Here is a 21,727-nt window from a genome sequence, read left to right as displayed (position 1 = left end):
AGCCGGTCCCATCTGTCCGTACGCAACGTTAACCCTTCGTCGCAGCTGCCTTTTCCCGCCAGGAGAACGGGCCGCTCCGCTCATAGAGCCAGCGGTACTGGGTGGTCATCATCCGGGCGCGGCGATACTGGAAGCCGAGCGAGCCGATGATCAGCATGACGATCGTATCCACAGCGTAATAGTGGACCGACAGCAGCGTCCCGCCGAACAGGGCGAAGTGGATGAAGCGCACCGCCGCCCCGAGGATGAACAGGTACAGGATGAGCATCCAGAACGGACGCCAGGTCAGGGCGATAGCCCGCCCGGTCATCCAGGCCGCCCAGCCGCCCATGATCACGGTGATGAGAAGAAAGAGCCAGATCGAAGGCTCTTCGTAGAGAATGCCCTGCATCAGTGATGCCCTCCTTCGAGATAGGCCGCCCGGACCTGCGGATCCTCCAGCAGTTCCTTGCCGGTGCCGCTCATGGTGATGTTGCCCGTCACCATCACGTAGCCGCGGTGAGCAAGCTTGAGGGCGTGGTAGGCGTTCTGCTCCACGAGGAACACGGTCATGCCGTCCTTCTCGTTGAGTTCCTTGATGATCGTGAAGATCTGCTTCACGATCAGGGGCGCGAGGCCCAGCGACGGCTCGTCCAGGAGGAGGAGCTTGGGGCGGCTCATGAGTGCGCGGGCGATGGCCAGCATCTGCTGCTCGCCGCCCGAGAGGGTGCCGCCGCGCTGCTGCAGGCGCTCCTTCAGGCGCGGGAACAGGGTGCAGACCCGTTCGAGATCCTGGTTGAAATGGGCGAAGCCGTTGATCGAGGCTCCCATCTGCAGGTTCTCGAAGACGGTCATGCGCGGGAAGATGCGCCGCCCTTCTGGGGATTGGGCGATGGACAGCTGGGCGATCTCGTGGGTCGGCATCTTGGTGATGTCGCGGCCCGCATAGGTGATCGTGCCTTCCCGCGCCCGCGGGTTGCCGAAGATCGTCATCATCAGCGTCGACTTGCCGGCGCCGTTGGCGCCGATCAGCGTGACGATCTCGCCTTCGTGGACGTCCATGTCCACGCCCTTGAGGGCGATGATGTTGCCGTAATAGGTCTTGACGCCCCGCACGCTCAGGAGCGGCTGACGGCCCGCATTGAGCGCGGTCTGTTGAATGCTTGCTCCAGCGGTCATGCGCCGATCTCCGCTACGACTTGCTGCACCTCTTCCTCATCGGCCACGCCGAGATAGGCGGCGATGACCCTGGGATCGTTCCGCACCTCGATGGCCGGGCCATCGGAGATTTTGGTGCCGTAATCGAGCACCACCACGTGATCCGAGATCTCCATGACGACGGACATGTCGTGTTCGATCAGGATGATGGAGGTGCCCTGATCCTTGCGGATCGAGAGCAGGAGCTCGTTCAGCTCCAGCGACTCGCGCGGATTGAGGCCCGCCGCCGGCTCGTCGAGGCAGAGCAGGAGCGGATCCGTGCACATGGCGCGGGCGATCTCCAGGCGGCGCTGGTCGCCGTAGGGCAGGTCGCCGGCCGGATCGTCGGCCCGGTGCGTGAGACGGGTCTTCTCAAGCCAGAACTTCGCCTTCTCGATGGCTTCCCTCTCGGCCTTGCGGTAGCCGCCGATTCCGAGAACGCCGAGGAACGTGAAGCCGGAGGCGATCATCAGCGGGTTGTGCTGCGCCACCAGCAGGTTCTCGAGCACGGTCATGCCGGAGAACAGGCGGATGTTCTGGAAGGTGCGCGCCACCTTGGCCTTCCAGTTGATGTCGAAGCCGGGGAGCCTCTCCAGCAGCAGGTGGGAGCCGTCGGGCTTGCGCAGCGCGAGCATGCCTTCCGTCGGCTTGTAGAAGCCGGTGATGCAGTTGAAGACGGTCGTCTTGCCCGCACCGTTCGGACCGATGAGCGCGGTGATGTCGCCGCGCCCGGCCTGGAAGGAGAGGTCGTTGACGGCGACGAGGCCGCCGAAGCGCATCGTGAGATGCTGTACGTCGAGGATGGGATCCTTCAGCCAGCGCATTAGCCGTGTCCTTCCTTCACGAGCGAGCCCGAAATGGCCTTGCGCTCTTTCAAGATCACCGAGGGTTCACGTTCCGAGATCAGGCCGCGCGGACGCCAGACCATCATCGCCACCATGCCGGCGCCGAAGATCAGCAGGCGGTACTCGTTCGGATCGAAGCCCTCGCCGAACACGGCCTTGAGGAAGGTCAGGTTGCGCAGGACCTCGGGGCCGCCGACGAGCACGATGGCCGCGATGGCGACGCCGATCTGGGAGCCCATGCCGCCCATGACCACGATGGCCAGGATGATCGCCGATTCCAGGAAGTTGAAGCTCTCCGGGGAGACGAAGCCCTGGCGGACCGCGAAGAACGAGCCCGCGAAGCCGCCGAACATCGCGCCGATGGCGAACGCCGTCAGCTTGGTGTTGGTGGTGTTGATGCCGAGCGAGCGGCAGGCGATCTCATCCTCGCGCAAGGCTTCCCAGGCGCGACCCACGGGCAGCTTGCGCAGGCGCATGGTGACGAAGTTCGTCAGCAGCGCGAGCGCCAGGATCAGGTAATAGAAGAAAATGATCCTGTGCATGCCGTTGAATTCGAGCCCGAAGGTCGCCGCGAAGCCGCCTTCACCCGCACTGAACGGGATGCCGAAGAAGGTCGCGCGCGGGATCGAGGAAATGCCGGCGGCGCCGTTGGTCAGGTCCACCCAGTTGATGAGAACGAGGCGGATGATCTCACCGAAGGCCAGCGTCACGATGGCGAGATAATCGCCGCGCAGGCGCAGCACCGGGAAGCCCAGGATCATGCCCCAGAAGGCGGCGAGGATTCCCGCGAGCGGCAGGCAGATCCAGAACGACAGCCCGAAGGTCGTCGACAGGAGGGCATAGGAATAAGCGCCGACCGCATAGAAGGCGACGTACCCTAAGTCGAGAAGGCCCGCGAGGCCCACCACGATGTTCAGGCCCCAGCCGAGCATCACGTAGGTGAGGATCAGGATTCCGAGATCGATCCAGTAGCGGGATTCGTTCAGCCCGCCCTGAATGAGATAGATCAGGACCGGGAAGGCGATCGCCACGCCCAGGAAGAAGGGAATCGCGAATTTCGAGACGTGCTGGAACGCGCTCGGCTGGGCGTGCACGAGTTCCGTCGCCTGTCTGGGGCTGGGAATCGCCTGCCGGTAGGCGCGCGTCGCGGTGAAGGCATGAACCAGAAGGCGCATGCCGAACACGAGGGCGGTGACGATCAGGGCGAGGCCCCAGCGGGAGGCGATGAACAGATCGGCTCCGCTCTGCTCCGTCTTGAAGGACAGGATCGGAATGGACAGGCCGAAGGTGATCAGGGCCGTTTTGGAGGCGTCCTTGAGAGCGGCCGTCAGGTCGAATGTTTTCGTGACGGTTTCCGTCTGGGACGTCGTGGTGATGGAAGGAGCGTTCATGCTCGCTGCTCCTTAAACCTTCTCGACCTCAGGCCGTCCGAGAATACCGGAGGGCATGAAGATCAAGACGATGGCCAGGATCGAGAAGGCGGCCACGTCCTTGTACTCGATCGAAAAGTACGCCGACCAGAAAGTCTCGATGAGACCGATGATCAGCCCGCCGAGAACCGCGCCCGGCAAGGAGCCGATGCCGCCGAGAACCGCTGCGGTAAAGGCCTTGACGCCCGGCACGAAGCCGTCGGCGAAACTCACGACGCCATAATACAGCAGATACATGGTGCCAGCGACGGCCGCGAGCGACGCACCGATCACGAAGGTGAGCGAGATCGTGCGGTCCACGTTGATGCCGAGGAGGGCGGCCATCTTGCGGTCCTGCTCGCAGGCGCGCTGGGCGCGGCCGAGCGACGTCTTCTGGACCACGTACCAGAAGATCGAGAGCAGGACGGCGGTCATCACCATGATGATGATCTGCTTGTAGGAGATGGCCACGTTGTACCCGCTCTCCCCCTGGAACAGGACGATCACGTCGCGGATCATGGGAGGCGTCGGCTTGTTGCGCGCGCCCTGGGCGACCTGAACGAAGTTGGAGAGGAAGATCGAGACGCCGATGGCCGAGATCAGCGGCGCCAGGCGGAACGAGCCGCGAAGGGGCCGATAGGCGACCCGCTCGATCGCCCAGCCCCACAGGGAGGTGAGCACCATCGCGATGATGAGCACGATGAAGAGCGCCAGCACGACCGACGAGATCCCGAGCCATGTCGTCAGGATCAAGAAGAAGATGAGCGCGATGAATGCGGAAAGCATGAAGACGTCGCCGTGGGCGAAGTTCACCATGCCGATGATACCGAAGACCATCGTATAGCCGATGGCGATGAGGCCGTAGATCGACCCCAGCGTCAGCCCGTTGATGAGCTGCTGCACAAAAATTTCCATGTCCTACCCTTAGCCCTCTGGAAGCGGGTCTTGCTTGGGAACGGCTCAGCAAAGCACGATGAGGGTGCGAGGCCAAGCCGGACGTTTGCTTAAGCGCGTCTGTAGCAAACGCTGTTTCATTCGACAACGGACTGTTATGTCTCGGATCTACAACTTTGATGGAATATGTAGCAGAGTCCGACCCGATAAAGGGCAGGCACGAACGCCGGCTTTCAAAGCCTTTCCTTGAGTCCCATATGCATCGCAACGGCCTTGTGCTCTGCTCGAAAGAGTGGGAGAGGCTTCTTGGAATAAAATGTTGAAGACTCCTGTCCCACTCGCCGAAACCGGTGCACATGGCCTCGATCCCGTCCTCTTCCGTGAGGGCATGAGCCGTGTTGTCGCAGCCGTCCACGTGGTCACCACCGACGGGCCCTCGGGCCTCGCCGGTTTCACCGCGACCGCCGTCACGCCCGTCACCGACAGTCCGGCCTCGCTTCTGGTCTGCGTGAACACGGCCGCCCGCTCGGCGCAGGCGCTGCTCGCCAACAGGGCGTTCTGCGTGAACGTCCTGGCCGCGTCGGATCAGGATCTGGCGGACGTCTTCGCCGGCCGCACGGAGCTGCACGGACCGGCCCGATTCTCGGCGGGCGAGTGGGACAAGCTCGTCACCGGCGCGCCTGTCCTTGCGACCAGCCTCGTCTCCTTCGATTGCCGCCTGAGCGATGCGCGGGTGGTCGCCACGCACCACGTCATCATCGGCGAGATTGTGAGCATCCGGCTCGGCGAGACGAATCCTGCGCTCGTCTATAAGGGGCGGCTCTATCACGAGTTGTGAGCGGCGCGCTCACGATCCTCGCGCCGGTCCCGGCGCGAAAGGACTCCAGCCTGTGATCTGCACGAGACCGTCGCTCGCCGCCACAACCATGTGTTTGCGGTGCTTGTGGACCAGGGTTCCCGGCCTGTAGCGGTGCGCCTCCCGCCAGCCCGAGGCTTCCCAAACGTACACGTAACGGGAATCGACGCGGCCGAAGGCCTCGATGGAGCCGAAGGCCCGGATGGTGCGCAGCACGTCCTCGACGCTTCCCGCCCAGTCGATCGTTCGTTCGGACTGGGTGATCCGCGGCCAGTAGGTGCCCGGGCCCTGCGGGCGTGCCTCGCGCCAAAGCCGGGGAAGATCCTCGGCCAACTGCGCGGCGATCTCCTTCGCGGCGATCTGGCACTTGGCGAGCAGAGTGTCGTGGGTTTCCTGCGGACTCAGGTTGAAATGCTTCTGAGCCAGAATGGGGCCCGTATCGAAAGCAGGCGCGAGAGCATGGGCCGTGACGCCCCATTCCGGAAGCCCGTCGAGAATCGCCTTGAAGAGAGGGTAGGGGCCGCGCCCGTCGGGAAGCGGCGAGGGATGGAAGTTCAACGCATAGGGCAGATGCTGCTCCCACCCCTTCACGAGCCACGGATAGCCCGCCACGACGAGAGCCTCGCAGCCCGAAGCCTTCAGCCCCGCGAGGTCGGCCGGGACGATCCGCGACATCTGAACCGGGATGCGCAGGGATCGGGCGCGGGCGACGGTGGTCTCGTTGAAATCGTAGATGCTGTCGCAGGGGCGACTGAACAGCTTCACGGGCTGCCAACCCTGGCCGATGAAGGTTTCGAAGACGTCCCCGAGAAAATCGATACCGGCGAAGGCGAAGCGCATTCCGGGTGAACTCCTCTCCGGCTGGGCGCTCAACGAAGGCACGTTCCTGTGCCCCTGCAGAGCATCGTCGTCAACCGGGTTTCAGTCCGGAACGATGGAGCTGGGCCGTTGACTCTAGTATATTGGAAATGCATTCTATCTTCATGGAAGGGACCTCCAACATCAACGCGCATCTCGCCGCCCGGCTCCGCGAATTGCGGATCGAGCGGGGTTTGACGCTCGATGCCTTGGCCGAGCGCACGGGCGTCAGCCGCTCCATGATCTCTCTCATCGAGCGTGAGGAGAGCAGCCCGACGGCGGTGGTTCTGGACAAGCTTGCAGCAGGGCTGGGCGTCACGCTCGCTTCCCTGTTCGCCGAGAAGGAGAGCGAGGTCGCGTCGCCCCTGGCCCGCCGAGCCGACCAGCGCGTCTGGCGCGATCCGGACAGCGGGTATCTGCGGCGCAACCTGTCTCCTCCGGGCTTCCCATCTCCTCTGGAACTCGTCGAGGTGGTCCTGCCGGCCGGCGCACGCGTGGCGTACGACACCGGTCGCCGCAGCGTGGGCGTCAGCCAGCAGATCTGGATCGTCGAGGGCGAGATCGAGCTGGGCCTCGGCGACGAGATCCATCGGCTGTTCGCCGGTGACTGCCTGTGCATGGACATCGAGCGGCCGACGGTCTTCCGCAATCCGTCCGGTGAACCGGCCCGCTACCTGGTGGCGCTGACCACCGACGCCAAGTCCTCGACCCGATGAGGAGGTTCCTTTGTGCGACACCGTCACGATCCGCACCCTGTCGCCGGGCGAAGCCGCCGGACAGGTCGAAGCCCTGTCCGAGGTTCTGATCGACTGCGTCGAGGGAGGCGCGTCCGTCAGCTTCATGCTGCCGATGACGCGGGACAAGGCGGAGTCCTTCTGGAGAAGGGTCGCCGATGGCGTCGCCTTCGGCGAGCGCATCCTGCTCGTGGCCGAGGCGGGCGGAGCGATCGTGGGAACCGTCCAGGTGATCCTCGATCAGCCGGAAAACCAACCTCACCGGGCCGACATCGCCAAGATGCTGGTGCATCGCAGGGCCCGGAGGCGCGGCGTCGGCGCGGCTCTCATGCAGGCCGCCGAGGACGCTGCCCGCCTGGCGGGCAAGTCGGTGCTCGTCCTGGATACCGTCACCGGAAGCGACGGGGAGCGCCTTTACGCCCGCCTGGGCTGGCAACGCGTGGGCGTCATCCCGAATTATGCCCTGTGGCCGCAGGGAGGCCTCTGCGACACGACCTACTTCCACAAGCAGATCACGCCCGCTTGAGCGCGGTGGATCGAGCCTTCCGGGCTCTTGCGGGAACCCGGAGCAATGATCAAGATTTAGCCTTGAGCATAGGGCAGGAGAGCGCCCTCTGATCGGGTGGATGCCTGCCTCTGGATCTCGAGATGAGAGAGGGAGTTCGCATGGCATCCAAGGATTTCATCCGGCAAATGGAAGGCTACGGGCTGACGACGGCTCAGATACTCTACCGGATGCCGGACCATCCGACGCTGCTTCAGACCTATATTTGGCAGGACTACGACCTGGCCCCGCGCTTCCCGGTCCTCATCGATTTTCTGGAATTCTGGAAACGGGAGCTGGCCGGGCCGCTGCACTCGGTCACGATCACGCACGCGCAGTTGATCCGCCCGGCCGAGTTCAGGGCCGTTTCGGGGGAGATCAACCTTCATTAGCGCGTCCCATCCTTGAGAAAGCGCATAGGATGGTACCCAAAAGTGCATTTCACTTTTGAGTCCGATGGGATAGAGAGGCTCGTCGCCTCGAACTGGCCAGGACTCCTTGTTTTCTAACGCTCGAACATCGCAAATCCTGCTTGCCCTTGCCTCCCAGCCGGGCGATCGCCTGACCGTACGCGACATCATGGCCGTCCTGCAGGACCGCGCCTTCGCTCTCCTCATCGTTCTGCTCGGTCTGCCGAACTGTCTGCCCATGCCGCCGCCGATCCCGCTGGTCTGCGGCCTGCTGCTGGCCCTGGTCGCCATCCAGATCCTTTTCGGCCGCGACGCGCCCTGGCTCCCTGGGGCGCTCTTGAACCGCTCTCTGGCCAGCGCGGACGTGGAACGGGCCGTGGCCCGGGCCATGCCGGCCTTCCGGAAGCTGGAGCGTTTCTCGCGGCCGCGCATGACCTTCCTCGACACGCCGCTCGCCATGCGCGTCATGGGCGCGATCATCCTGATCATGGCCCTGGGGCTCCTCTTCGCCCCTCCCTTCGTGGGGCAGATCCCGCTCGGCTTGGCCGTCTGCCTCGTCGGCCTGGGCCTCGTGGAGCGGGACGGCCTGGTCATCATCGGCGGGCTGATCGTCGGCTCCATCGGCATGGTGCTCAGCCTCGGCTTCGTCTACGCCATCTTTACCGGGCTCGACACGTTCCTCTGAATAAAGGCCGTTCAGGCTCCCGGATCTCAGATGAGGCGCAGCCCCTTCAGGCTGGCGTGGCCCTCGCGGCTGACGATGATGTGGTCATGAACCGTGATGCCCAGAGGCTTCGCCACGTCGATGATCTCCCGGGTCATCTTGATGTCGGCGGAGGAGGGGGTGGGATCGCCCGAGGGGTGATTGTGCACCAAAATCAGGGCGGAGGCGGAGAGCTCGAGGGCCCGCTTCACCACCTCTCGGGGATAGACCGGGGTATGGTCCACGGTTCCCGATTGCTGCACCTCGTCGGCGATCAGCGCATTGCGCTTGTCGAGGAAGAGCAGGCGGAACTGCTCCTTGTCCATGAAGGCCATGGCCGTGCGGCAGTAATCGAGCACCGATGCCCAGGATGACAGAACCGGCCGCTTCGCCACTTCGCCCCTGGCCAGGCGGCGGGCCGAGGCCTCGACGATCTTCAGGTCGGCCACGACCTTCTCGCTGATTCCCTCGACCTCCAGGAGACGCCCGGGGGAGGCCGTCAGAACCTCGGCGAAGGTGCCGAAGCGCCGGAGGAGGTCCTTCGCCAGCGGCTTCACGTCGCGGCGGGGAATGGAGCGGAAGAGCACCAACTCCAGGAGCTCGTAATCCGGCAGCGCATCGCCGCCGATCTCCATGAAACGGGCGCGCAGGCGGTCGCGATGGCCGTGATAATGGGGAGTGTCGTCGCCGCTCATGCTGGCAGGAATCTTCGCTCTCTGACAAAGGAACGAAGAAGCTTTAGCTCAGCGGCGATAAGATACAAAGTTGCTTTATGGCTTCATGCTCAGCCAAGATTGTACGGTGGCTTGTCCAGCCCCTTGGGCGAGTAGGTGAAGACCTCCACCCCGGTTTCCGTCACGCCGACCATGTGCTCGAACTGGGCCGACAGGGAACGGTCGCGGGTCACGGCGGTCCAGCCGTCAGCGAGCACTTTCACCTGCGGTCTGCCCAAGTTGATCATGGGCTCGATGGTGAAGAACATGCCCGGTTCCAGCACCACGTTGTAGGCCGGCTCCACATAATGGAGGATCGTCGGGGAGGCGTGGAAGGTCTTGCCGATGCCGTGGCCGCAGAAATCGCGCACGACGGAGCAGCGCTCGGCCTCCGCATAGGCCTGGATGGCGGCCCCGATGTCGTTGGTGGTGGCGCCCGGCTTCACGACCGCGATCCCGCGCAGGAGGCATTCGTAGGTGATCTCGCAAAGGCGCTGTGCTCGGCGGGGCACTTCGCCCACATAGTACATGCGGCTCGAATCGCCGTGCCATCCGTCCAGGATCAGGGTCACGTCGACATTCATGATGTCGCCGTCCCGCAGGGGCTTGTCGTTGGGGATGCCGTGGCAGACGACGTGGTTGATCGAGGTGCAGATCGTCTTGGTATAGCCGCGGTAGTGCAGGCAGGCCGGATAGGCGCCGTTGTCGCGGATGAACTCGAAAGCGAGCCGGTCGAGGTATTCGGTGGTCACGCCGGACTTCACATGCTCCGTGAGCATGTCCAGGCACTCGGCCACCATTCGCCCGGCGCGCCGCATTCCCTCGAAATCCTCGGGGCCATGAAGCGGGATATCGCCTGAGCGCTTGCGCTCGACAATGTCGGTCTCGGTCATTCTGGATCCTTGCTTTCAAGCCCGAATGTAAGGATCATCTTGCCCGGCGCAAGCAAGGATCCTGGTTCGATGGCTTGCGAATAAGCCTCAGGGGTGTCATGAGCAACCCTGTTCATCCGGTTTGGGCTTTGGATACTTCCGTAATGAATGACCCCCGTCCCTTCGGGACATTTGCGCCTTCAGGCCTCACCCGTTGGGTGATCGACCGCACGCGCGGTCTGCCGGGCGGCTGGGTGGCGAGGCGCATCGCCATGATGCTGCGCCGGGTGGTCATGAGGTCGCTCAAGGATCAGCCCCTCGATCTGGAGACCTTCGGGGTGCGCATGCGGGTCGTTCCCTACAAGAACGTCTGCGAGCGGCGGATTCTCTTTACTCCGCAATATTTCGACCTCGAAGAAATCAAGCTCATCGCCGCCCGCAACAGGCCGGGGTTCACCTTCGTGGACGTCGGCTCGAACGTGGGTTGGTATTCGCTCCTCGTGGCCCGGAAGGTGGACGCCTCCTCCCGGATCCTGGCCGTGGAGCCGCAGCCCGAGATTTTCGACCGGCTCATCCACAATATCCGCCTGAACCCCTTCGGGACGATCAAGGCGGTAGCCTGCGCCATCGCCGACAAGACCGGCGAGCTCACGCTCTTCCTCGACCCCCTCAACAAAGGCGAGGCGAGCCTCAAGATCGTGAATTCGAGCCAGACCGAGACGATCCGGGTGCCCGCCGTGACCCTGCTCGATCTCGCAAGTCAGGAGGGTTTCGCTCATCTCGACGCGGTCAAGCTCGACGTGGAGGGGGCCGAGGACCTGATCCTCGATCCGTTCTTCCGCGACGCCCCGGCCTCGCTCTATCCCGCGCTCCTCATCATCCCCGACGTTCCGGACCGCTGGCAGGTGGATGTGCCGAAGCTGCTGAAGGAAAAGGGGTATCGCAAGATCCTCCGGACGCGCATGAACCTGGTTTTCGAGCGGGCGTAGGACTTTCCCAACTCTCAGCATCATTCCCGGCTCAGGTCCGGGGACGGTCATGACGAGGGTATGACTGTGCGCCCTTATTGTTCCAACGGAGCCCTACCGCGGCGTGACGATCTCCACCGGCCGGTCGATGGTGACCTCCTGCGGCGTGATCCTGCAGACATAGGCATAGGATTCGACGCCTGACGCAAGGGCATGGCGGAACGCCTTGTCGTAGGCCGGGTCGATGTCGCGGGCCACATCGAAACGCTCGGCGTTCATTTGAATGACATAGACGAGGGCGGCCCTGGCTCCGCTGGCGGCCATGTCCGCGAGTTCGTAGAGATGCTTGGCGCTGCGGGCCGCCACGCAATCCGGGAACTCCGCGAAGCCGGCCTCCCGCATCAGGTGGCAGTTCTTGACCTCGAGATAGCAGGGCGGCTGCCCGTCCTTCTCCAGGAGGAAATCCACCCGGCTGTTCCGGCCGTACTTCACCTCCGGCCGGACCCGATCGTAATGCGCGAACGGCGCAAGGCGCCCCTCGCGCAGGGCCTCCGCCACGAGCAGGTTGGGGCGGGAGGTGTTGATGCCGATGAGCTGCAGGGGGCCGCCGCCGGCGGCGACCTCCACGAATTCCCAGTTGTACTTGAGCTTGCGGGCCGGGTTGGAGGCCCGGGAGAGGAGCACTCGGCTGCCGGGCTCCTTGAGGCCCATCATCGCGCCGGGATTGGCGCAATGGGCCGTCACGACCTCACCGGAATCGAGTTCCACATCGGCCAGAAATCGCTTGTAGCGCTCGATGAGACGTCCTTCGAGCAGGGTTTCCTGAAAACGCATTGAAATCCATCGTTGCTGATGCAGACCCCCGTAGCAGGGGAGAAGCGTCGTCTTCAACTGAACCCTTGCTTGAGAATTGCCGTTTCTGAAGGTAAAGGCCCTCAAAAGGGATCGATGCGCATGGCCGTCTCCGTCACAGCCGCCCTTCTCATCATCGGCGATGAGATCCTCACGGGCCGCACCAAGGATAAGAACACAGGCTATATTGCCGAGTACCTGACCGGCATCGGCATCGACCTGCGCGAGGTCCGCATCGTGCCGGACGTCGAGGAGGAGATCGTCTCCGCGGTCAACGCCCTGCGCAGCCGCTACACGTATCTCTTCACCACGGGCGGTATCGGCCCGACCCATGACGACATCACCGCCGATTCCTTGGCCAAGGCCTTCGGCGTCGGCATCGGCCATGATCCGCGCGCCGTCGGGATGCTGCGGGAGCGCTATACGCCAGAGGAGCTGAACGAGGCGCGGATGCGCATGGCCCGCATTCCGGAGGGGGCCGATCTCATCGAGAACCCCATTTCCAAGGCTCCGGGTTTCCGGATCGGCAATGTCTTCGTCATGGCAGGCGTGCCCGCGATCATGCAGGCCATGCTCGACAATATCGCGCCGACGCTCCGGACCGGCGCGCGCATGGTCATTGAAACCATCGAGGCCGAGGGCCTCGCCGAAGGCATCTATGCCGAAGGTCTAACTCAGATCGCTGCCGCGCATCCGGGTCTCTCCATCGGCTCCTATCCCTCGTTCTCCGCGAGCGGCTTTCGCAACCAGATCGTCGTGCGGGGCAAGGACCCCGCCGCCGTCGGCAGCGCCGCCGCCGCTATCCGCGATCTGCTCGGCCGCCTGAAAGGCGACCGGGCCCCCCTGTAACCCGTCCTCATCACGACAGCCACACGAGCAAACCGATGTCCCCCACCTCTCCGAAAGCCTTCCCCGTCTCCTGGGACCAGTTCCACCGCGATTGCCGCGCGCTCGCGTGGCGTCTGGCCTCGGCAGGCCCGTTCGAGGCGATCGTCTGCATCACCCGCGGCGGCCTGGTGCCCGCCGCCATCGTGGCGCGTGAACTCGATGTGCGCCTGATCGAGAGCGTCTGCATCGCCAGCTATCACGACTACAAGAACCAGGGCGAGTTGCAGGTGCTGAAGGACATCGCGCCTTCCGTAAAGGCGATCGGCGACGGCAAGGGGCAGGGCGTGCTCGTGATCGACGACCTCACCGATACCGGCAAGACCGCCAAGATCGTCCGCGACATGCTGCCGAATGCCCATTTCGCGGCCGTGTACGCCAAGCCGGCCGGGCGCCCGCTGATCGACACCTTCGTGACGGAGGTCAGCCAGGACACCTGGATCTATTTCCCGTGGGACATGGGCCTCGCCTACCAGGCGCCGATCCGCGAAGGCTCGGCAGGCTGAGCGAAAGAGAGCGCCCGTGGCGGAATTCGATATCGCGCGGACGCGCAAAAGCCTGTTCGAAGCACTGCTCGACGCCCGCGACCGGTTCGGGCGGAACAAGGTCGCCCTGGAGGATCTGGAGCGGCAGCCCGTCACGTTCGGGCGGCTCGTTCTCGGATCCCTGGTGCTCGGGCGCAAGCTCGCGGGCCTGACCGAAGCCCGTGAGACCGTCGGCGTTCTGCTGCCGAACGTCCAGGCCATCGTGGTGACGCTGTTCGGCCTGAACGCCTTCGGGCGCGTTCCGGCCTTTCTGAACTTCACCTCGGGGCTCAAGAACCTGAGGGCGGCGTGCGAGGTCGCCGGGATCAGGACCATCGTCACGTCACGCCGCTTCGTGGAGCAGGGCAAGCTCGACGAGATCGTCGCGGAACTGGGCGAGGGAAGACAAATCCTCTGGCTCGAGGATGTGCGCGGCACGCTGACCAGCCTCGACAAGCTGCGGGGTGTTTGGGATTCCTGGAGGGCCCGCAGGGTTCACGCCCGGGCGCAGGTCGCCCCGGACGATCCGGCCGTCGTGCTGTTCACGTCGGGTACCGAGGGCGTGCCCAAAGGAGTGGTACTGTCAAACGCCAATCTGGTCGCCAATGCCTACCAGGTCAAAGCGCTGGCGGGCGATATCCTGACGCCGGACGACGTGTTCTTCGACCCGTTGCCGATCTTCCATTCCTTCGGCCTGACGGCGGGGCTCCTGACGGCGGTTCTCAACGGGATGAAGACCGTGCTCTATCCGAGCCCTCTTCACTACCGCCAGATCCCGAAGCTCGTTGCCGGCACGCGCGCAACCTTCATGCTGGGAACGGACACCTTTCTCCAGGGCTATGCCCGCGCCGCCGGCGACAACGACTTGGCCAGCGTGCGCTACGTGATCGCCGGGGCCGAGCGGGTCAAGGACGAGACCCGAGCGCTCTGGGCCAAGCACGGCGCCGTCATTCTCGAAGGATATGGCGCGACCGAGTGCTCGCCGGTGATCAGCGTCAGCCTTCCGGATCGCAACCGTCCCGGGAGCGTCGGACCGCTCCTGCCCGGAGTCGAATGGCGTCTCGACCCCGTCGAGGGCATTCACGAGGGAGGGCGCCTGCATGTGCGGGGCCCGAACGTAATGCGGGGATATCTCGATCCCGCCGCTCCCGGACATCTCGTTCCGCCTCCCGACGGCTGGCACGATACGGGCGACATCGTCACCGTCGACAACGGCATCGTCACCATCCGCGGCCGCGCGAAGCGCTTCGCCAAGATCGGCGGCGAGATGGTGTCCTTCGCGGCCATCGAAACGATGATCCAGGCCCTTTGGCCCGACTTCAACCACGTGGTCGTGTCCCTGCCGGATCCCCGTAAGGGCGAGCAGCTCGTCCTCGTGACCGACAAGCCCGAGGCCGATCGCGACGCGCTGCTGGCCTATGCCCGAGCGCAGGGTTTCCCCGAGCTCTGGGTCCCGAAGGCCATCCTCGTCTCCGCCATTCCCGTGCTGGGGTCCGGCAAGACCGACTACCCTGCCACGGTGGAGATGGCCCGCCGCCTCCAGGCCATGCTCTGAGGGGCCTAGGACCGATCTCCCAGGAGGCGTAACAAAGCCGCCGCTTTCGCGTTGTCCCGCACCAAGGCTGCCCAGGGGGCAGCGTCGTATCGATGGATAGCGTCATGAAACGGTTCGCGTTCGCCTTGCTGGCTTTCATCGTCGTGGCCTCGGGCGTCCAGGCCCAGCAGCGCCTTTCGACCCTCGGTCTCACATGTGGCCAGGCTCAGCAGATCATCCGCTCAAGAGGCGCCGCCGTTCTGAGCACCGGCCCTCATACCTATGATCGCTTCGTCGCCGACCGAAGTTTCTGTGAGTTCAACGAGGGGCTGGAACTCGCATTGGTGCCGACGCGGGATACTCCGCAATGCCCGATCGGGTATCGTTGCGAGACCCAGCTCGACTGGTTCGACGACTAGAGCTGTCCATGTGTCTGAAATCATTTCTCTTCTCGGGTTCGCCGCGCTTTTTGACGGCGAACTGGGGCATTTCGTCGAAAAGTGTTCGACCGTTTCGGAAAGGAAAACGGATCCATGTCCCATGCTTCAGGCTTCCGAGGTCGAGCATGATTTTGGGCGAAACCGGGCTCACTCGGGAGCTTGCGTATGGGGTTCCGCGCCCGCGATGGGCCGGGCAGCCGCTTCCGAGTGTGGACATCCTGAGCTAGCCGTGGTCCGAGGCGCGATTGGGCATGTTGAGAATATGACACACCCAGCAAGAAAGCTGCGAGAGGCCCGGAAAATTGCCTATTTACTGTGCATTAGGTTCATTTCGTAGGCAAGACCCGCGTGATGGAATGTTGCATGAGGGCGGGAGGTGAGTATTGTCACGATTGCATATGGGTCCCGGACTCAGACGTTTTGAATATCGGAGCTATACAATGAAGCTCGTTAAGAGCCTTCTCCTCGGATCGGTTGCGGGTCTCGCCGCGGTTGCAGGGGCTCAGGCTGCTGACCTTCCTGTCGCGAAGGCCGCGCCTGTGGAGTACGTTCGCGTCTGCTCCACCTATGGCGCAGGCTTCTTCTACATCCCCGGCACGGAAACCTGCCTCCGCGTCGGCGGTCGCGTCCGCGCCGAATACCGCTACGTCGAGCCTGAGGACCGCGCGGATGACGCGATCGGCTTCCGCGCCCGCGGCCGTATCCAGCTCGACGCCCGCACGGCGACGGCCTACGGCCTGCTGCGCACCTTCGTCCGCTTCGAGATCACCCGCAACACGGGCGTTTACAACAGTGTGCCTGGCACCGTCTCCACGTCGCCCGACGTCGACCAGGCCTTCGTGCAGTTCGGTGGCCTGACCGCCGGTCGCGCCCAGACCTTCTTCGACAACGGCGACATCGATTCTCAGTCCTTCGGCACTCTCCGCTGGTCGGATCAGCCGAACGTCAACCTGCTGGCCTACACCTTCTCGTTCGGCAACGGCCTCTCGGCCACCCTGTCGCTCGAAGAAGGCCGCTTCACGGATCGGGGCCCTCTCGCCGGCACCATCGTCGGTGAAGGCGCTGACCTCGTCGCCGGTCAGCGCACGCCTGACGTCGTGGCAAACCTGACCTATACCGGCACCTGGGGTTCGGCCACCGTGGCCGGCGCTCTTCACCAGCTCCGCGGCATGCCGATCCTCGCGACGGTTGGTGGCGTTCCCGGTACCACTGTTCTGCCCGACACCGAGTACGGCTTCGCCGTGACCGGTCAGGCAACTGTGAACCTGCCGCTCGCTCCGGGCGATGCATTGTGGATCGCCGCGACCTATGCTGACGGCGCTCCCGCCTATGTCGGCTATGGCGAGGGCGAGGGCGTCGCGGATGCCGGCTACGCCGTGGATGGCGATATCGACAAGACCCGTGCATGGTCGGTCGCCGGCGGTCTGCGTCACTACTGGACCCCTGAAATCCGCCAGAACCTGTTCGGGTCGTATGCTCACGTCGAATTGGGCGCCGGCATCCCTGGCAGCGACTTCAACGAGTGGCGCGCAGGCACGAACGTGATCTGGTCGCCGGTCGCGGGCCTCGACCTCGGCGTCGAAGTTCTCTACGCCAACGTCAACCCGCGTGCTCCCGGCGAGCGTACGACCGAATCGTGGGAAGGCCGTCTGCGCGTGCAGCGCGACTTCTAATCGGCTCACGCCGTCCGTTTAGCGAAAACCCCGGTGGAAGCATCGGGGTTTTCGTTTTTCTGGAGCCTCGGACGTAAAAAGCCGAGACCCATTCGCGCGTCCGGTGCTCCACTCCCGCTCTAAAACATCGGACGAGACATCGCCCGCATGTCCAGCGCTTTAAGCTGCTGATTGATGTGCAGCTTTCCACGCAAAAATGGGCGCCGGTTTTGCGTCAGATGCCCGAGGCAGAGGGCTCGACCGCTCGAACGGCGAGGTTCCACTTGCGACCTACTCCGTGCTCTCGCGCCAGACCCGTGTGTTCCCAGCTCTCTTCATGGTAGGCATGCTCCGTTTCGGGCTGCCGAACCGGAAGGAGACAGTCGCAATGAAGTGCCTGCGCATCTATGCCACCCCAGATGGTGAGTCGCATTTCGATGAGGTCGAACTGCCGACGACGAAGAGGCAGGTCCACCCCGATGCCGTGCCATTCGAAGTGACGGGCAGCTATCCGGCGTCCCGCGTCCGCATCACCCGCATTCCGGCGGGCATGCGCGAGGTTGCTTGGCATACGGTCCCGGAGCCGGTGCTGACGGTCAGGCTGGATGGTTCGGTTGAATACGAGACGAGCGACGGGGAGGTGCGCCACGTTCAGGCGGGTAGCTTCGTGTTGGTGGAGGACACACACGGCAAGGGCCACCTGTCACGCCATTCCCCAGAGGCGCAAACCGTCATCTGGATCTCGCTCCCGAACGGCCTTGATTTGCCGCCCGCATAGCCAGTCCGGGCACGCTGTCTGCGCGGCTGCGGAGAGCCCGCTTTCGACCGGGGCCGTGTCAAAACGCGGGCGGGCCGCAGATGATACCCCGCTCGTCCTCGCCTCCGAACCGGGCCGGTTCTACGGCATGAAGGCTCGATGACCGATCACGGCGCGTCGGGGAGCCAGAACAGCTCCACCATCGCGGCCTCCGCGTTGCCGTGCAGGGCAATGAACCACGAAGTCGAAGCCTCGTGGCGACACCTTGGTTCGGTTAGGCCCCGGCACGTTGTTTGAGCGGCCCGACGGGTCTGCATGATGCGCTCTTCCAAGGAGTAGAGCATCGGATGGGTCCCGAAAGTGCAGATCCACTTTTCACGTCCAATGCGCTAGAGAGACCTCAGCGTAGGGAAGTGCGACGCTGGCGTGTCGTCAGCTTGGGCATGCCCCCTATATGTGTCTCGATCGGCGCGGGCGACGATCCGCGTCCTGCGACAACCGGGAGGAAATTGATGCATTGGCGGAGGAACCGGCGTTCAGACTGCCGCTTCATCGGGGCGGTCCTCGGAGGTGCGATGAGCATGGCCCTCGCAGGCTGCTCGACCTCGGCCGACGTCTCTTACGGGTCCTATCAATTCGGCCCAGGATATCAATCCGGCCGGGTCTATGAGAGCCGTGTCTATGGGGATACGCAGCAAGGGATCGGGGCCGAAAACTGCCGAACCGTTATGAGGCGGCACACCGATGCGTTCGGGCGGCTCTCCTCTTCGGAAGAGACCGTCTGCGACTAAAACATCGGACGTGAGACGGGGGCCTGCGATTCAAAGTCCGTTTGTCGCTTTCCTGTGAGCGCAACGATCTTTGCGGATCGCAATCGCCACTTCCGTAACACGGATGGCTGCTCCAGAAACGGGAAGAGCCGTGTCCGTCAAAAGGCGGTGCCTGGTCCCGCGCATCGTGCTGCCTTGCTGCCTTCTAATCAGCGACCATGCCGCCGCCTTCATGCTCGACCTTATGCCGGGCCTTCGATCTTCTCAGCGTATCGCTTTCAGGATGGGGATGGCCGGACCATGCCGGCCATGAGAGAAGGCCATGAGAGGCGGGGCGACGTGGATCCTCACGACATGTGCGGATGACGGGGAAGGCAGTCGAAGCCTCGTCCTCACCGTCTGGCAGCAGCGGGCCGTCAAGCGGGAGCGCTTTCACTGACGGGAGCTTTCACGGCTGCACAAGGCAGCGGAGCATCGGGCCGAAAGGGATGCCGCGCTCGAGCGACCACGTGCAAGACGAGGGAACGAACGCCCACCGTAGCGGTTGGCATAGCGTCAATACTTCGTCAGGAGAACATCATCATGAACAACATCATTTGGCTGATCGGCGCCATCGTGGTCGTCCTTGCGATCCTGTCTTTCCTGGGGCTGCGCTAAGCGCTGCCGATGTGCTGGAAGGGCAGCCCTGGGTTGCCCTGCAGCCTTCTTACTCGCGCCGTGGCCTTGATCGAGGCCGTTCCTCCTCAGTCGATAAGGACCAGAATGGTGGAGGCGATGTTCACGAGCGCAAGCGCTCCGACGAGAGCGGGAATGACCGGAACCCGCAGTCGAGGCCGCCGGTCGTCGTCTTGCACGAGGGTGGGACGGGGCGAAAGTCGAGAGCGCTGGGTGACCATTGCTCATCTCCTCAAACAGCTCTCAGGGAGAGCGTTCGCACCTTGAACCCGCTCGTGCAAACGGGAGGTGCGGTTCCGCACCTCGCAGCACGGTTTTCCTTATCTTAAGCCATTAATGACGTGTCGCAGCCTTCTGGATCTGCAGGAGCTGGCCCTCGATCGCGCGCATTCTAGTCATCAGGCGATCAAGTTCCCTTAAGAGAAACTGTTCGTCCTGCTTGGCTTTCTCGACGAGATCTTCGGACGAGCCATGACGGATTCGCCGAAGGGCATCGGCCAGCTGCATGTCCAGGAGGCGCATGGCACGCTCTAAGTCCAGGAATTCCTGATGGAGCTGGGTCTCCTTAAACACCATTGAATCCCGTATGCGAAGCAGGTCCATGAGCTAAAACTACATGGGTCGACCGGGTTCCTCCAGGCATAAAAAACGCAGGCGGAGCACTTTTCTCAACAGCCAAGCTGAAACGGTTCGCTCTGCTCACCGTTCTGTGAACAGCGGCCTTCAGCGCGGGGAGCCGATCCACGGCCCCGCCTGGGGGGCTTGTGTGCTGCTTCCGCCGGAGATGCGTAGGGTCGAGAAGTGGCGACCAACTGTAGCCAGACGATTGCATGGTGCGGTCCTCCAGCCGGCAGGCGCCCGGATCGCCGGCAATGTGTGCCGACAAGCAGCCGAGCTGCTGCGGTTGCCGAAGAACAAGGCGGGTAGATGGAGACGCCGCATGGGACAGAATGTTGAGGCACGCCGCATCGCGTTGATCGTTGAGGACGACTTCGAAGTCAGAGGACTGGCGGCCGCTCTCCTGGAGGAGACCGATCTGCGGGTCGTGGAGACGGCCAGCGCCGAAGAGGCCCTGGATTTCCTTCGCCGCCACGCGGAGGAGGTGGCGTTCCTTTTCGCGGATGTTCGACTGCCCTGTCTCATGTCGGGCGTGGATCTGGCCCGGACCGTGCGCATCAAGTGGCCATGGGTTCGTACCGTCCTGACATCGGGCCTTTCTCCGGAGGAAGATCTCGGCGACATGCCCAGGGATGTGCGTTTCATGCCGAAGCCCTGGCGCGCGCTTGAGGTGCTGATGGAGGCCGAGAGGGCCGCGACGCAGAGCTATCGCCATCATTGACGTCGAACCGCGGCGTGCATGCCGGTTCGTTGTCCTTTCTGTGTGCCGTTTCAGGGAACCTTGGCGCTCGCCGGGTATTTCCGTCAGCAGAAAGGAAAACACCGATGCCGCATACGACAGTCGCCACTGGATCTTTCCCATCCCGCAAGGAGGCCAACCAGGCTGTCCAGCGTCTTGTTTCCAGCGGATTCGCACGCAACAGCATCGAACTCCTCCGTCACGACGACGATGACGGATACGATCTCGAAATTCATACCCGCCCTGAAAACATCAGGCGCGCCAAACGCCTCATCAATGGCTCGTCGCCGCTGTCCGCGATGAATATGGGGCGCGCTGCCTCCGGAGCCGTGCAGAGCGCGCAGTCTCATCCCCTCATCATGCTGGGCGCCGGACTTCTCGCAGGCTTCGTGCTCTACAATCTGATTCCGCGCTCCGCCTCGCAGGAAGAGTCCCCGCACCGCAGGCAACGGACGGCACGGTCGGGTCAGCGCACACGGAGCGCTCGCCGTTGATGCAGAAGAAGGGCTCTCACATATCCTCGTCGCCCCCGTGGCGGTCCGACGGAATGCCGCGAGCTTCCAGCTTCTCGATCAGATCCTTGAAGGAATCCGGAGCGGGCTCCTTCAAGATATCCTGGTAATCGGCTTGGAGCCGATGTCCGATCTGCTTCATCAATGCGTTCTGGCCAGCCGCTGTCAGCCCATTGGAGCCTATGCTCCAGGCCGTATGCTTCTCCGTGGCTAAAGGCGGCCCATCGGCTTGGTGGAGCCGCTTCGGCATTCCTTCCTCCTTCAGTGCTTCATCCTGAGCCTAAGAACGGGGCAAGTTGCTTTCGGTTTCGGCTAAGCTTCTGGAAAAATTAAATTTTCGACTAATCGGAGGTAGTCGAATTGCCTTGAGGGACAAAGCTCCTAGAACGGACGCACCACATTCATCTCCTGGCCGGCGCCACATGGCGACTGCCGGTCGCATTGGTTTCACACGATCTCTCGTTCACAAGCTCGACTTTGCCGACAGAGGTGGGGGCTATGTGACATGCGTGAAGTCTTTGGAGTCTATTTGTGCGGGGTCATTCTCGTTCTGGCCGTCTGCACTACAATCGATGATGACGAGCAGGTCGGGTTCAATCACTTCATCATCGCCGCCTTCGGATGGCCGATCTTCACATCCCTTCTTGCGCTGAAAGCCTGGAGCAGCCGTTGAGCGGCCGGAAGCATTCTCTGCATCCTTCCTCTTCCTGCATCTCTTTCCCAAGATAGGGCGAGCCCCTATAACGGGCAGCGGAAATGCGCCTGCTGCAACAGGGAGCCTTTCGAG

The 21,727-nt window shown here is 63.4% G+C and carries 26 protein-coding genes and 1 pseudogene; 15 read left to right on the top strand and 12 right to left on the bottom strand.

The annotated features are described in order from the left end of the window. Positions 1-28: 28 nt before the first annotated feature. The 5 genes and pseudogenes from ACS5Q0_RS03020 to ACS5Q0_RS03000 all read right to left on the bottom strand — a co-directional run bounded on the left by ACS5Q0_RS03020 (position 29) and on the right by ACS5Q0_RS03000 (position 4,345). Positions 29-391, bottom strand: a complete 363-nt coding sequence (locus ACS5Q0_RS03020; protein ID WP_473125119.1) for a DUF6867 family protein — start codon at positions 389-391, stop codon at positions 29-31. Next, the gene (locus ACS5Q0_RS03015) at positions 391-1,158 is read right to left on the bottom strand and encodes an ABC transporter ATP-binding protein (protein WP_473125118.1); all 768 of its coding nucleotides are present in this window, start codon (positions 1,156-1,158) and stop codon (positions 391-393) included. The genes ACS5Q0_RS03020 and ACS5Q0_RS03015 overlap by 1 nt, the downstream gene beginning before the upstream one ends. A 32-nt stretch (positions 1,159-1,190) precedes the next feature. Beyond that, positions 1,191-2,000, bottom strand: a pseudogene (locus tag ACS5Q0_RS03010) (ABC transporter ATP-binding protein); the annotation flags it as partial. Then, positions 2,000-3,412, bottom strand: coding sequence for a high-affinity branched-chain amino acid ABC transporter permease LivM (gene livM / locus ACS5Q0_RS03005; protein WP_473125117.1), 1,413 nt, complete (start codon positions 3,410-3,412; stop codon positions 2,000-2,002). The gene livM and the pseudogene ACS5Q0_RS03010, both read right to left, overlap by 1 nt. A gap of 12 nt (positions 3,413-3,424) precedes the next feature. Then, entirely contained in the window at positions 3,425-4,345 is a 921-nt protein-coding gene (locus tag ACS5Q0_RS03000) for a branched-chain amino acid ABC transporter permease (protein WP_473125116.1), read from the bottom strand. Positions 4,346-4,640: 295 nt separating this feature from the next. Between ACS5Q0_RS03000 and ACS5Q0_RS02995 the strand changes: the two genes are divergently transcribed. Beyond that, positions 4,641-5,162 (top strand): flavin reductase family protein, encoded by a 522-nt coding sequence (locus ACS5Q0_RS02995; RefSeq protein ID WP_473125115.1) that lies wholly within the window; start codon positions 4,641-4,643, stop codon positions 5,160-5,162. A gap of 9 nt (positions 5,163-5,171) precedes the next feature. Here the strand turns inward: ACS5Q0_RS02995 and ACS5Q0_RS02990 are convergent, their stop codons facing one another. Further along, positions 5,172-6,020 (bottom strand): methionyl-tRNA formyltransferase, encoded by an 849-nt coding sequence (locus ACS5Q0_RS02990; protein WP_473125114.1) that lies wholly within the window; start codon positions 6,018-6,020, stop codon positions 5,172-5,174. 143 nt (positions 6,021-6,163) lie between these two features. On the opposite strand from ACS5Q0_RS02990, the gene ACS5Q0_RS02985 reads away from it, so the two are divergent. The 4 genes from ACS5Q0_RS02985 (at position 6,164) to ACS5Q0_RS02970 (ending at position 8,411) form a co-directional block, all read left to right on the top strand. Beyond that, on the top strand, positions 6,164-6,754 hold the full coding sequence (locus ACS5Q0_RS02985) for a helix-turn-helix domain-containing protein (RefSeq protein ID WP_473125113.1): 591 nt from the start codon (positions 6,164-6,166) through the stop codon (positions 6,752-6,754). A 10-nt stretch (positions 6,755-6,764) separates the two neighbouring features. Beyond that, entirely contained in the window at positions 6,765-7,298 is a 534-nt protein-coding gene (locus ACS5Q0_RS02980; protein WP_473125112.1) for a GNAT family N-acetyltransferase, read from the top strand. A 140-nt stretch (positions 7,299-7,438) separates the two neighbouring features. Next, a complete protein-coding gene (locus ACS5Q0_RS02975) occupies positions 7,439-7,708 on the top strand; it encodes an usg protein (RefSeq protein WP_473125111.1) in 270 nt (89 codons plus the stop codon). Between the two features lie 106 nt (positions 7,709-7,814). Continuing rightward, positions 7,815-8,411 carry an exopolysaccharide biosynthesis protein gene (locus tag ACS5Q0_RS02970; RefSeq protein WP_473125110.1) on the top strand — a complete coding sequence of 199 codons (597 nt, stop codon included), beginning with the start codon at positions 7,815-7,817 and terminating at the stop codon, positions 8,409-8,411. Between the two features lie 26 nt (positions 8,412-8,437). On the opposite strand, the gene radC is transcribed toward ACS5Q0_RS02970, so the two are convergent. Both radC and map read right to left on the bottom strand, forming a co-directional pair. Then, entirely contained in the window at positions 8,438-9,124 is a 687-nt protein-coding gene (gene radC, locus ACS5Q0_RS02965) for a RadC family protein (protein ID WP_473125109.1), read from the bottom strand. An 89-nt stretch (positions 9,125-9,213) separates the two neighbouring features. Beyond that, entirely contained in the window at positions 9,214-10,035 is an 822-nt protein-coding gene (gene map, locus ACS5Q0_RS02960; RefSeq protein ID WP_473125108.1) for a type I methionyl aminopeptidase, read from the bottom strand. Between the two features lie 143 nt (positions 10,036-10,178). Here map and ACS5Q0_RS02955 point away from each other — a divergent pair, with 143 nt between their 5' ends. Next, positions 10,179-11,003, top strand: coding sequence for an FkbM family methyltransferase (locus ACS5Q0_RS02955; RefSeq protein ID WP_473125107.1), 825 nt, complete (start codon positions 10,179-10,181; stop codon positions 11,001-11,003). A gap of 93 nt (positions 11,004-11,096) precedes the next feature. On the opposite strand, the gene sfsA is transcribed toward ACS5Q0_RS02955, so the two are convergent. Continuing rightward, positions 11,097-11,816 carry a DNA/RNA nuclease SfsA gene (sfsA, locus tag ACS5Q0_RS02950; RefSeq protein WP_473125106.1) on the bottom strand — a complete coding sequence of 240 codons (720 nt, stop codon included), beginning with the start codon at positions 11,814-11,816 and terminating at the stop codon, positions 11,097-11,099. A gap of 114 nt (positions 11,817-11,930) precedes the next feature. Between sfsA and ACS5Q0_RS02945 the strand changes: the two genes are divergently transcribed. From ACS5Q0_RS02945 to ACS5Q0_RS02920, 6 genes are all read left to right on the top strand, one after another. Then, positions 11,931-12,683, top strand: a complete 753-nt coding sequence (locus ACS5Q0_RS02945) for a competence/damage-inducible protein A (RefSeq protein WP_473125105.1) — start codon at positions 11,931-11,933, stop codon at positions 12,681-12,683. 35 nt (positions 12,684-12,718) lie between these two features. Then, positions 12,719-13,225 carry a xanthine phosphoribosyltransferase gene (gene gpt, locus ACS5Q0_RS02940; protein WP_473125104.1) on the top strand — a complete coding sequence of 169 codons (507 nt, stop codon included), beginning with the start codon at positions 12,719-12,721 and terminating at the stop codon, positions 13,223-13,225. Positions 13,226-13,241: 16 nt separating this feature from the next. After that, positions 13,242-14,798, top strand: a complete 1,557-nt coding sequence (locus ACS5Q0_RS02935) for an AMP-binding protein (protein ID WP_473125103.1) — start codon at positions 13,242-13,244, stop codon at positions 14,796-14,798. Between the two features lie 104 nt (positions 14,799-14,902). Next, positions 14,903-15,196, top strand: coding sequence for a hypothetical protein (locus tag ACS5Q0_RS02930; protein WP_473125102.1), 294 nt, complete (start codon positions 14,903-14,905; stop codon positions 15,194-15,196). 461 nt (positions 15,197-15,657) lie between these two features. After that, positions 15,658-16,890, top strand: coding sequence for a porin (locus ACS5Q0_RS02925; RefSeq protein WP_473125101.1), 1,233 nt, complete (start codon positions 15,658-15,660; stop codon positions 16,888-16,890). A 367-nt stretch (positions 16,891-17,257) separates the two neighbouring features. Further along, entirely contained in the window at positions 17,258-17,647 is a 390-nt protein-coding gene (locus ACS5Q0_RS02920) for a cupin domain-containing protein (RefSeq protein WP_473125100.1), read from the top strand. A gap of 1,492 nt (positions 17,648-19,139) precedes the next feature. Here the strand turns inward: ACS5Q0_RS02920 and ACS5Q0_RS02915 are convergent. Both ACS5Q0_RS02915 and ACS5Q0_RS02910 read right to left on the bottom strand, forming a co-directional pair. Continuing rightward, positions 19,140-19,292: a hypothetical protein gene (locus tag ACS5Q0_RS02915; RefSeq protein ID WP_473125099.1), complete on the bottom strand. Its 153-nt coding sequence runs from the start codon at positions 19,290-19,292 to the stop codon at positions 19,140-19,142. A gap of 112 nt (positions 19,293-19,404) precedes the next feature. Beyond that, complete coding sequence (locus tag ACS5Q0_RS02910; RefSeq protein WP_473125098.1) at positions 19,405-19,674, bottom strand: hypothetical protein; 270 nt, start codon at positions 19,672-19,674, stop codon at positions 19,405-19,407. A gap of 337 nt (positions 19,675-20,011) precedes the next feature. Between ACS5Q0_RS02910 and ACS5Q0_RS02905 the strand changes: the two genes are divergently transcribed. Then, on the top strand, positions 20,012-20,410 hold the full coding sequence (locus ACS5Q0_RS02905) for a response regulator (protein WP_473125097.1): 399 nt from the start codon (positions 20,012-20,014) through the stop codon (positions 20,408-20,410). Between the two features lie 104 nt (positions 20,411-20,514). Then, the gene (locus ACS5Q0_RS02900) at positions 20,515-20,922 is read left to right on the top strand and encodes a hypothetical protein (RefSeq protein WP_473125096.1); all 408 of its coding nucleotides are present in this window, start codon (positions 20,515-20,517) and stop codon (positions 20,920-20,922) included. Positions 20,923-20,938: 16 nt separating this feature from the next. Here the strand turns inward: ACS5Q0_RS02900 and ACS5Q0_RS02895 are convergent, their stop codons facing one another. Further along, entirely contained in the window at positions 20,939-21,190 is a 252-nt protein-coding gene (locus ACS5Q0_RS02895; RefSeq protein ID WP_473125095.1) for a NepR family anti-sigma factor, read from the bottom strand. Positions 21,191-21,445: 255 nt separating this feature from the next. On the opposite strand from ACS5Q0_RS02895, the gene ACS5Q0_RS02890 reads away from it, so the two are divergent. Next, on the top strand, positions 21,446-21,613 hold the full coding sequence (locus ACS5Q0_RS02890; protein ID WP_473125094.1) for a hypothetical protein: 168 nt from the start codon (positions 21,446-21,448) through the stop codon (positions 21,611-21,613). The last annotated feature ends 114 nt before the right edge of the window (positions 21,614-21,727 follow it).

This window comes from Microvirga sp. HS2, from assembly GCF_055792805.1.
The sequence above is the reverse complement of the archived record's forward strand: the minus strand, read 5'-3'. Positions and strand labels throughout refer to the sequence as shown.

Bases quoted from the DNA above. Each gene is read 5' to 3' on its own strand.
- ACS5Q0_RS03020 (WP_473125119.1), bottom strand. From the start codon at position 391: ATGCAGGGCATTCTCTACGAAGAGCCTTCGATCTGGCTCTTTCTTCTC.
- ACS5Q0_RS03015 (WP_473125118.1), bottom strand. From the start codon at position 1,158: ATGACCGCTGGAGCAAGCATTCAACAGACCGCGCTCAATGCGGGCCGT.
- livM (WP_473125117.1), bottom strand. From the start codon at position 3,412: ATGAACGCTCCTTCCATCACCACGACGTCCCAGACGGAAACCGTCACG.
- ACS5Q0_RS03000 (WP_473125116.1), bottom strand. From the start codon at position 4,345: ATGGAAATTTTTGTGCAGCAGCTCATCAACGGGCTGACGCTGGGGTCG.
- ACS5Q0_RS02995 (WP_473125115.1), top strand. From the start codon at position 4,641: ATGTTGAAGACTCCTGTCCCACTCGCCGAAACCGGTGCACATGGCCTC.
- ACS5Q0_RS02990 (WP_473125114.1), bottom strand. From the start codon at position 6,020: ATGCGCTTCGCCTTCGCCGGTATCGATTTTCTCGGGGACGTCTTCGAA.
- ACS5Q0_RS02985 (WP_473125113.1), top strand. From the start codon at position 6,164: ATGGAAGGGACCTCCAACATCAACGCGCATCTCGCCGCCCGGCTCCGC.
- ACS5Q0_RS02975 (WP_473125111.1), top strand. From the start codon at position 7,439: ATGGCATCCAAGGATTTCATCCGGCAAATGGAAGGCTACGGGCTGACG.
- radC (WP_473125109.1), bottom strand. From the start codon at position 9,124: ATGAGCGGCGACGACACTCCCCATTATCACGGCCATCGCGACCGCCTG.
- map (WP_473125108.1), bottom strand. From the start codon at position 10,035: ATGACCGAGACCGACATTGTCGAGCGCAAGCGCTCAGGCGATATCCCG.
- ACS5Q0_RS02955 (WP_473125107.1), top strand. From the start codon at position 10,179: ATGAATGACCCCCGTCCCTTCGGGACATTTGCGCCTTCAGGCCTCACC.
- sfsA (WP_473125106.1), bottom strand. From the start codon at position 11,816: ATGCGTTTTCAGGAAACCCTGCTCGAAGGACGTCTCATCGAGCGCTAC.
- ACS5Q0_RS02945 (WP_473125105.1), top strand. From the start codon at position 11,931: ATGCGCATGGCCGTCTCCGTCACAGCCGCCCTTCTCATCATCGGCGAT.
- gpt (WP_473125104.1), top strand. From the start codon at position 12,719: ATGTCCCCCACCTCTCCGAAAGCCTTCCCCGTCTCCTGGGACCAGTTC.
- ACS5Q0_RS02930 (WP_473125102.1), top strand. From the start codon at position 14,903: ATGAAACGGTTCGCGTTCGCCTTGCTGGCTTTCATCGTCGTGGCCTCG.
- ACS5Q0_RS02925 (WP_473125101.1), top strand. From the start codon at position 15,658: ATGAAGCTCGTTAAGAGCCTTCTCCTCGGATCGGTTGCGGGTCTCGCC.
- ACS5Q0_RS02920 (WP_473125100.1), top strand. From the start codon at position 17,258: ATGAAGTGCCTGCGCATCTATGCCACCCCAGATGGTGAGTCGCATTTC.
- ACS5Q0_RS02915 (WP_473125099.1), bottom strand. From the start codon at position 19,292: ATGGTCACCCAGCGCTCTCGACTTTCGCCCCGTCCCACCCTCGTGCAA.
- ACS5Q0_RS02910 (WP_473125098.1), bottom strand. From the start codon at position 19,674: ATGGACCTGCTTCGCATACGGGATTCAATGGTGTTTAAGGAGACCCAG.
- ACS5Q0_RS02905 (WP_473125097.1), top strand. From the start codon at position 20,012: ATGGGACAGAATGTTGAGGCACGCCGCATCGCGTTGATCGTTGAGGAC.
- ACS5Q0_RS02900 (WP_473125096.1), top strand. From the start codon at position 20,515: ATGCCGCATACGACAGTCGCCACTGGATCTTTCCCATCCCGCAAGGAG.
- ACS5Q0_RS02895 (WP_473125095.1), bottom strand. From the start codon at position 21,190: ATGCCGAAGCGGCTCCACCAAGCCGATGGGCCGCCTTTAGCCACGGAG.
- ACS5Q0_RS02890 (WP_473125094.1), top strand. From the start codon at position 21,446: ATGCGTGAAGTCTTTGGAGTCTATTTGTGCGGGGTCATTCTCGTTCTG.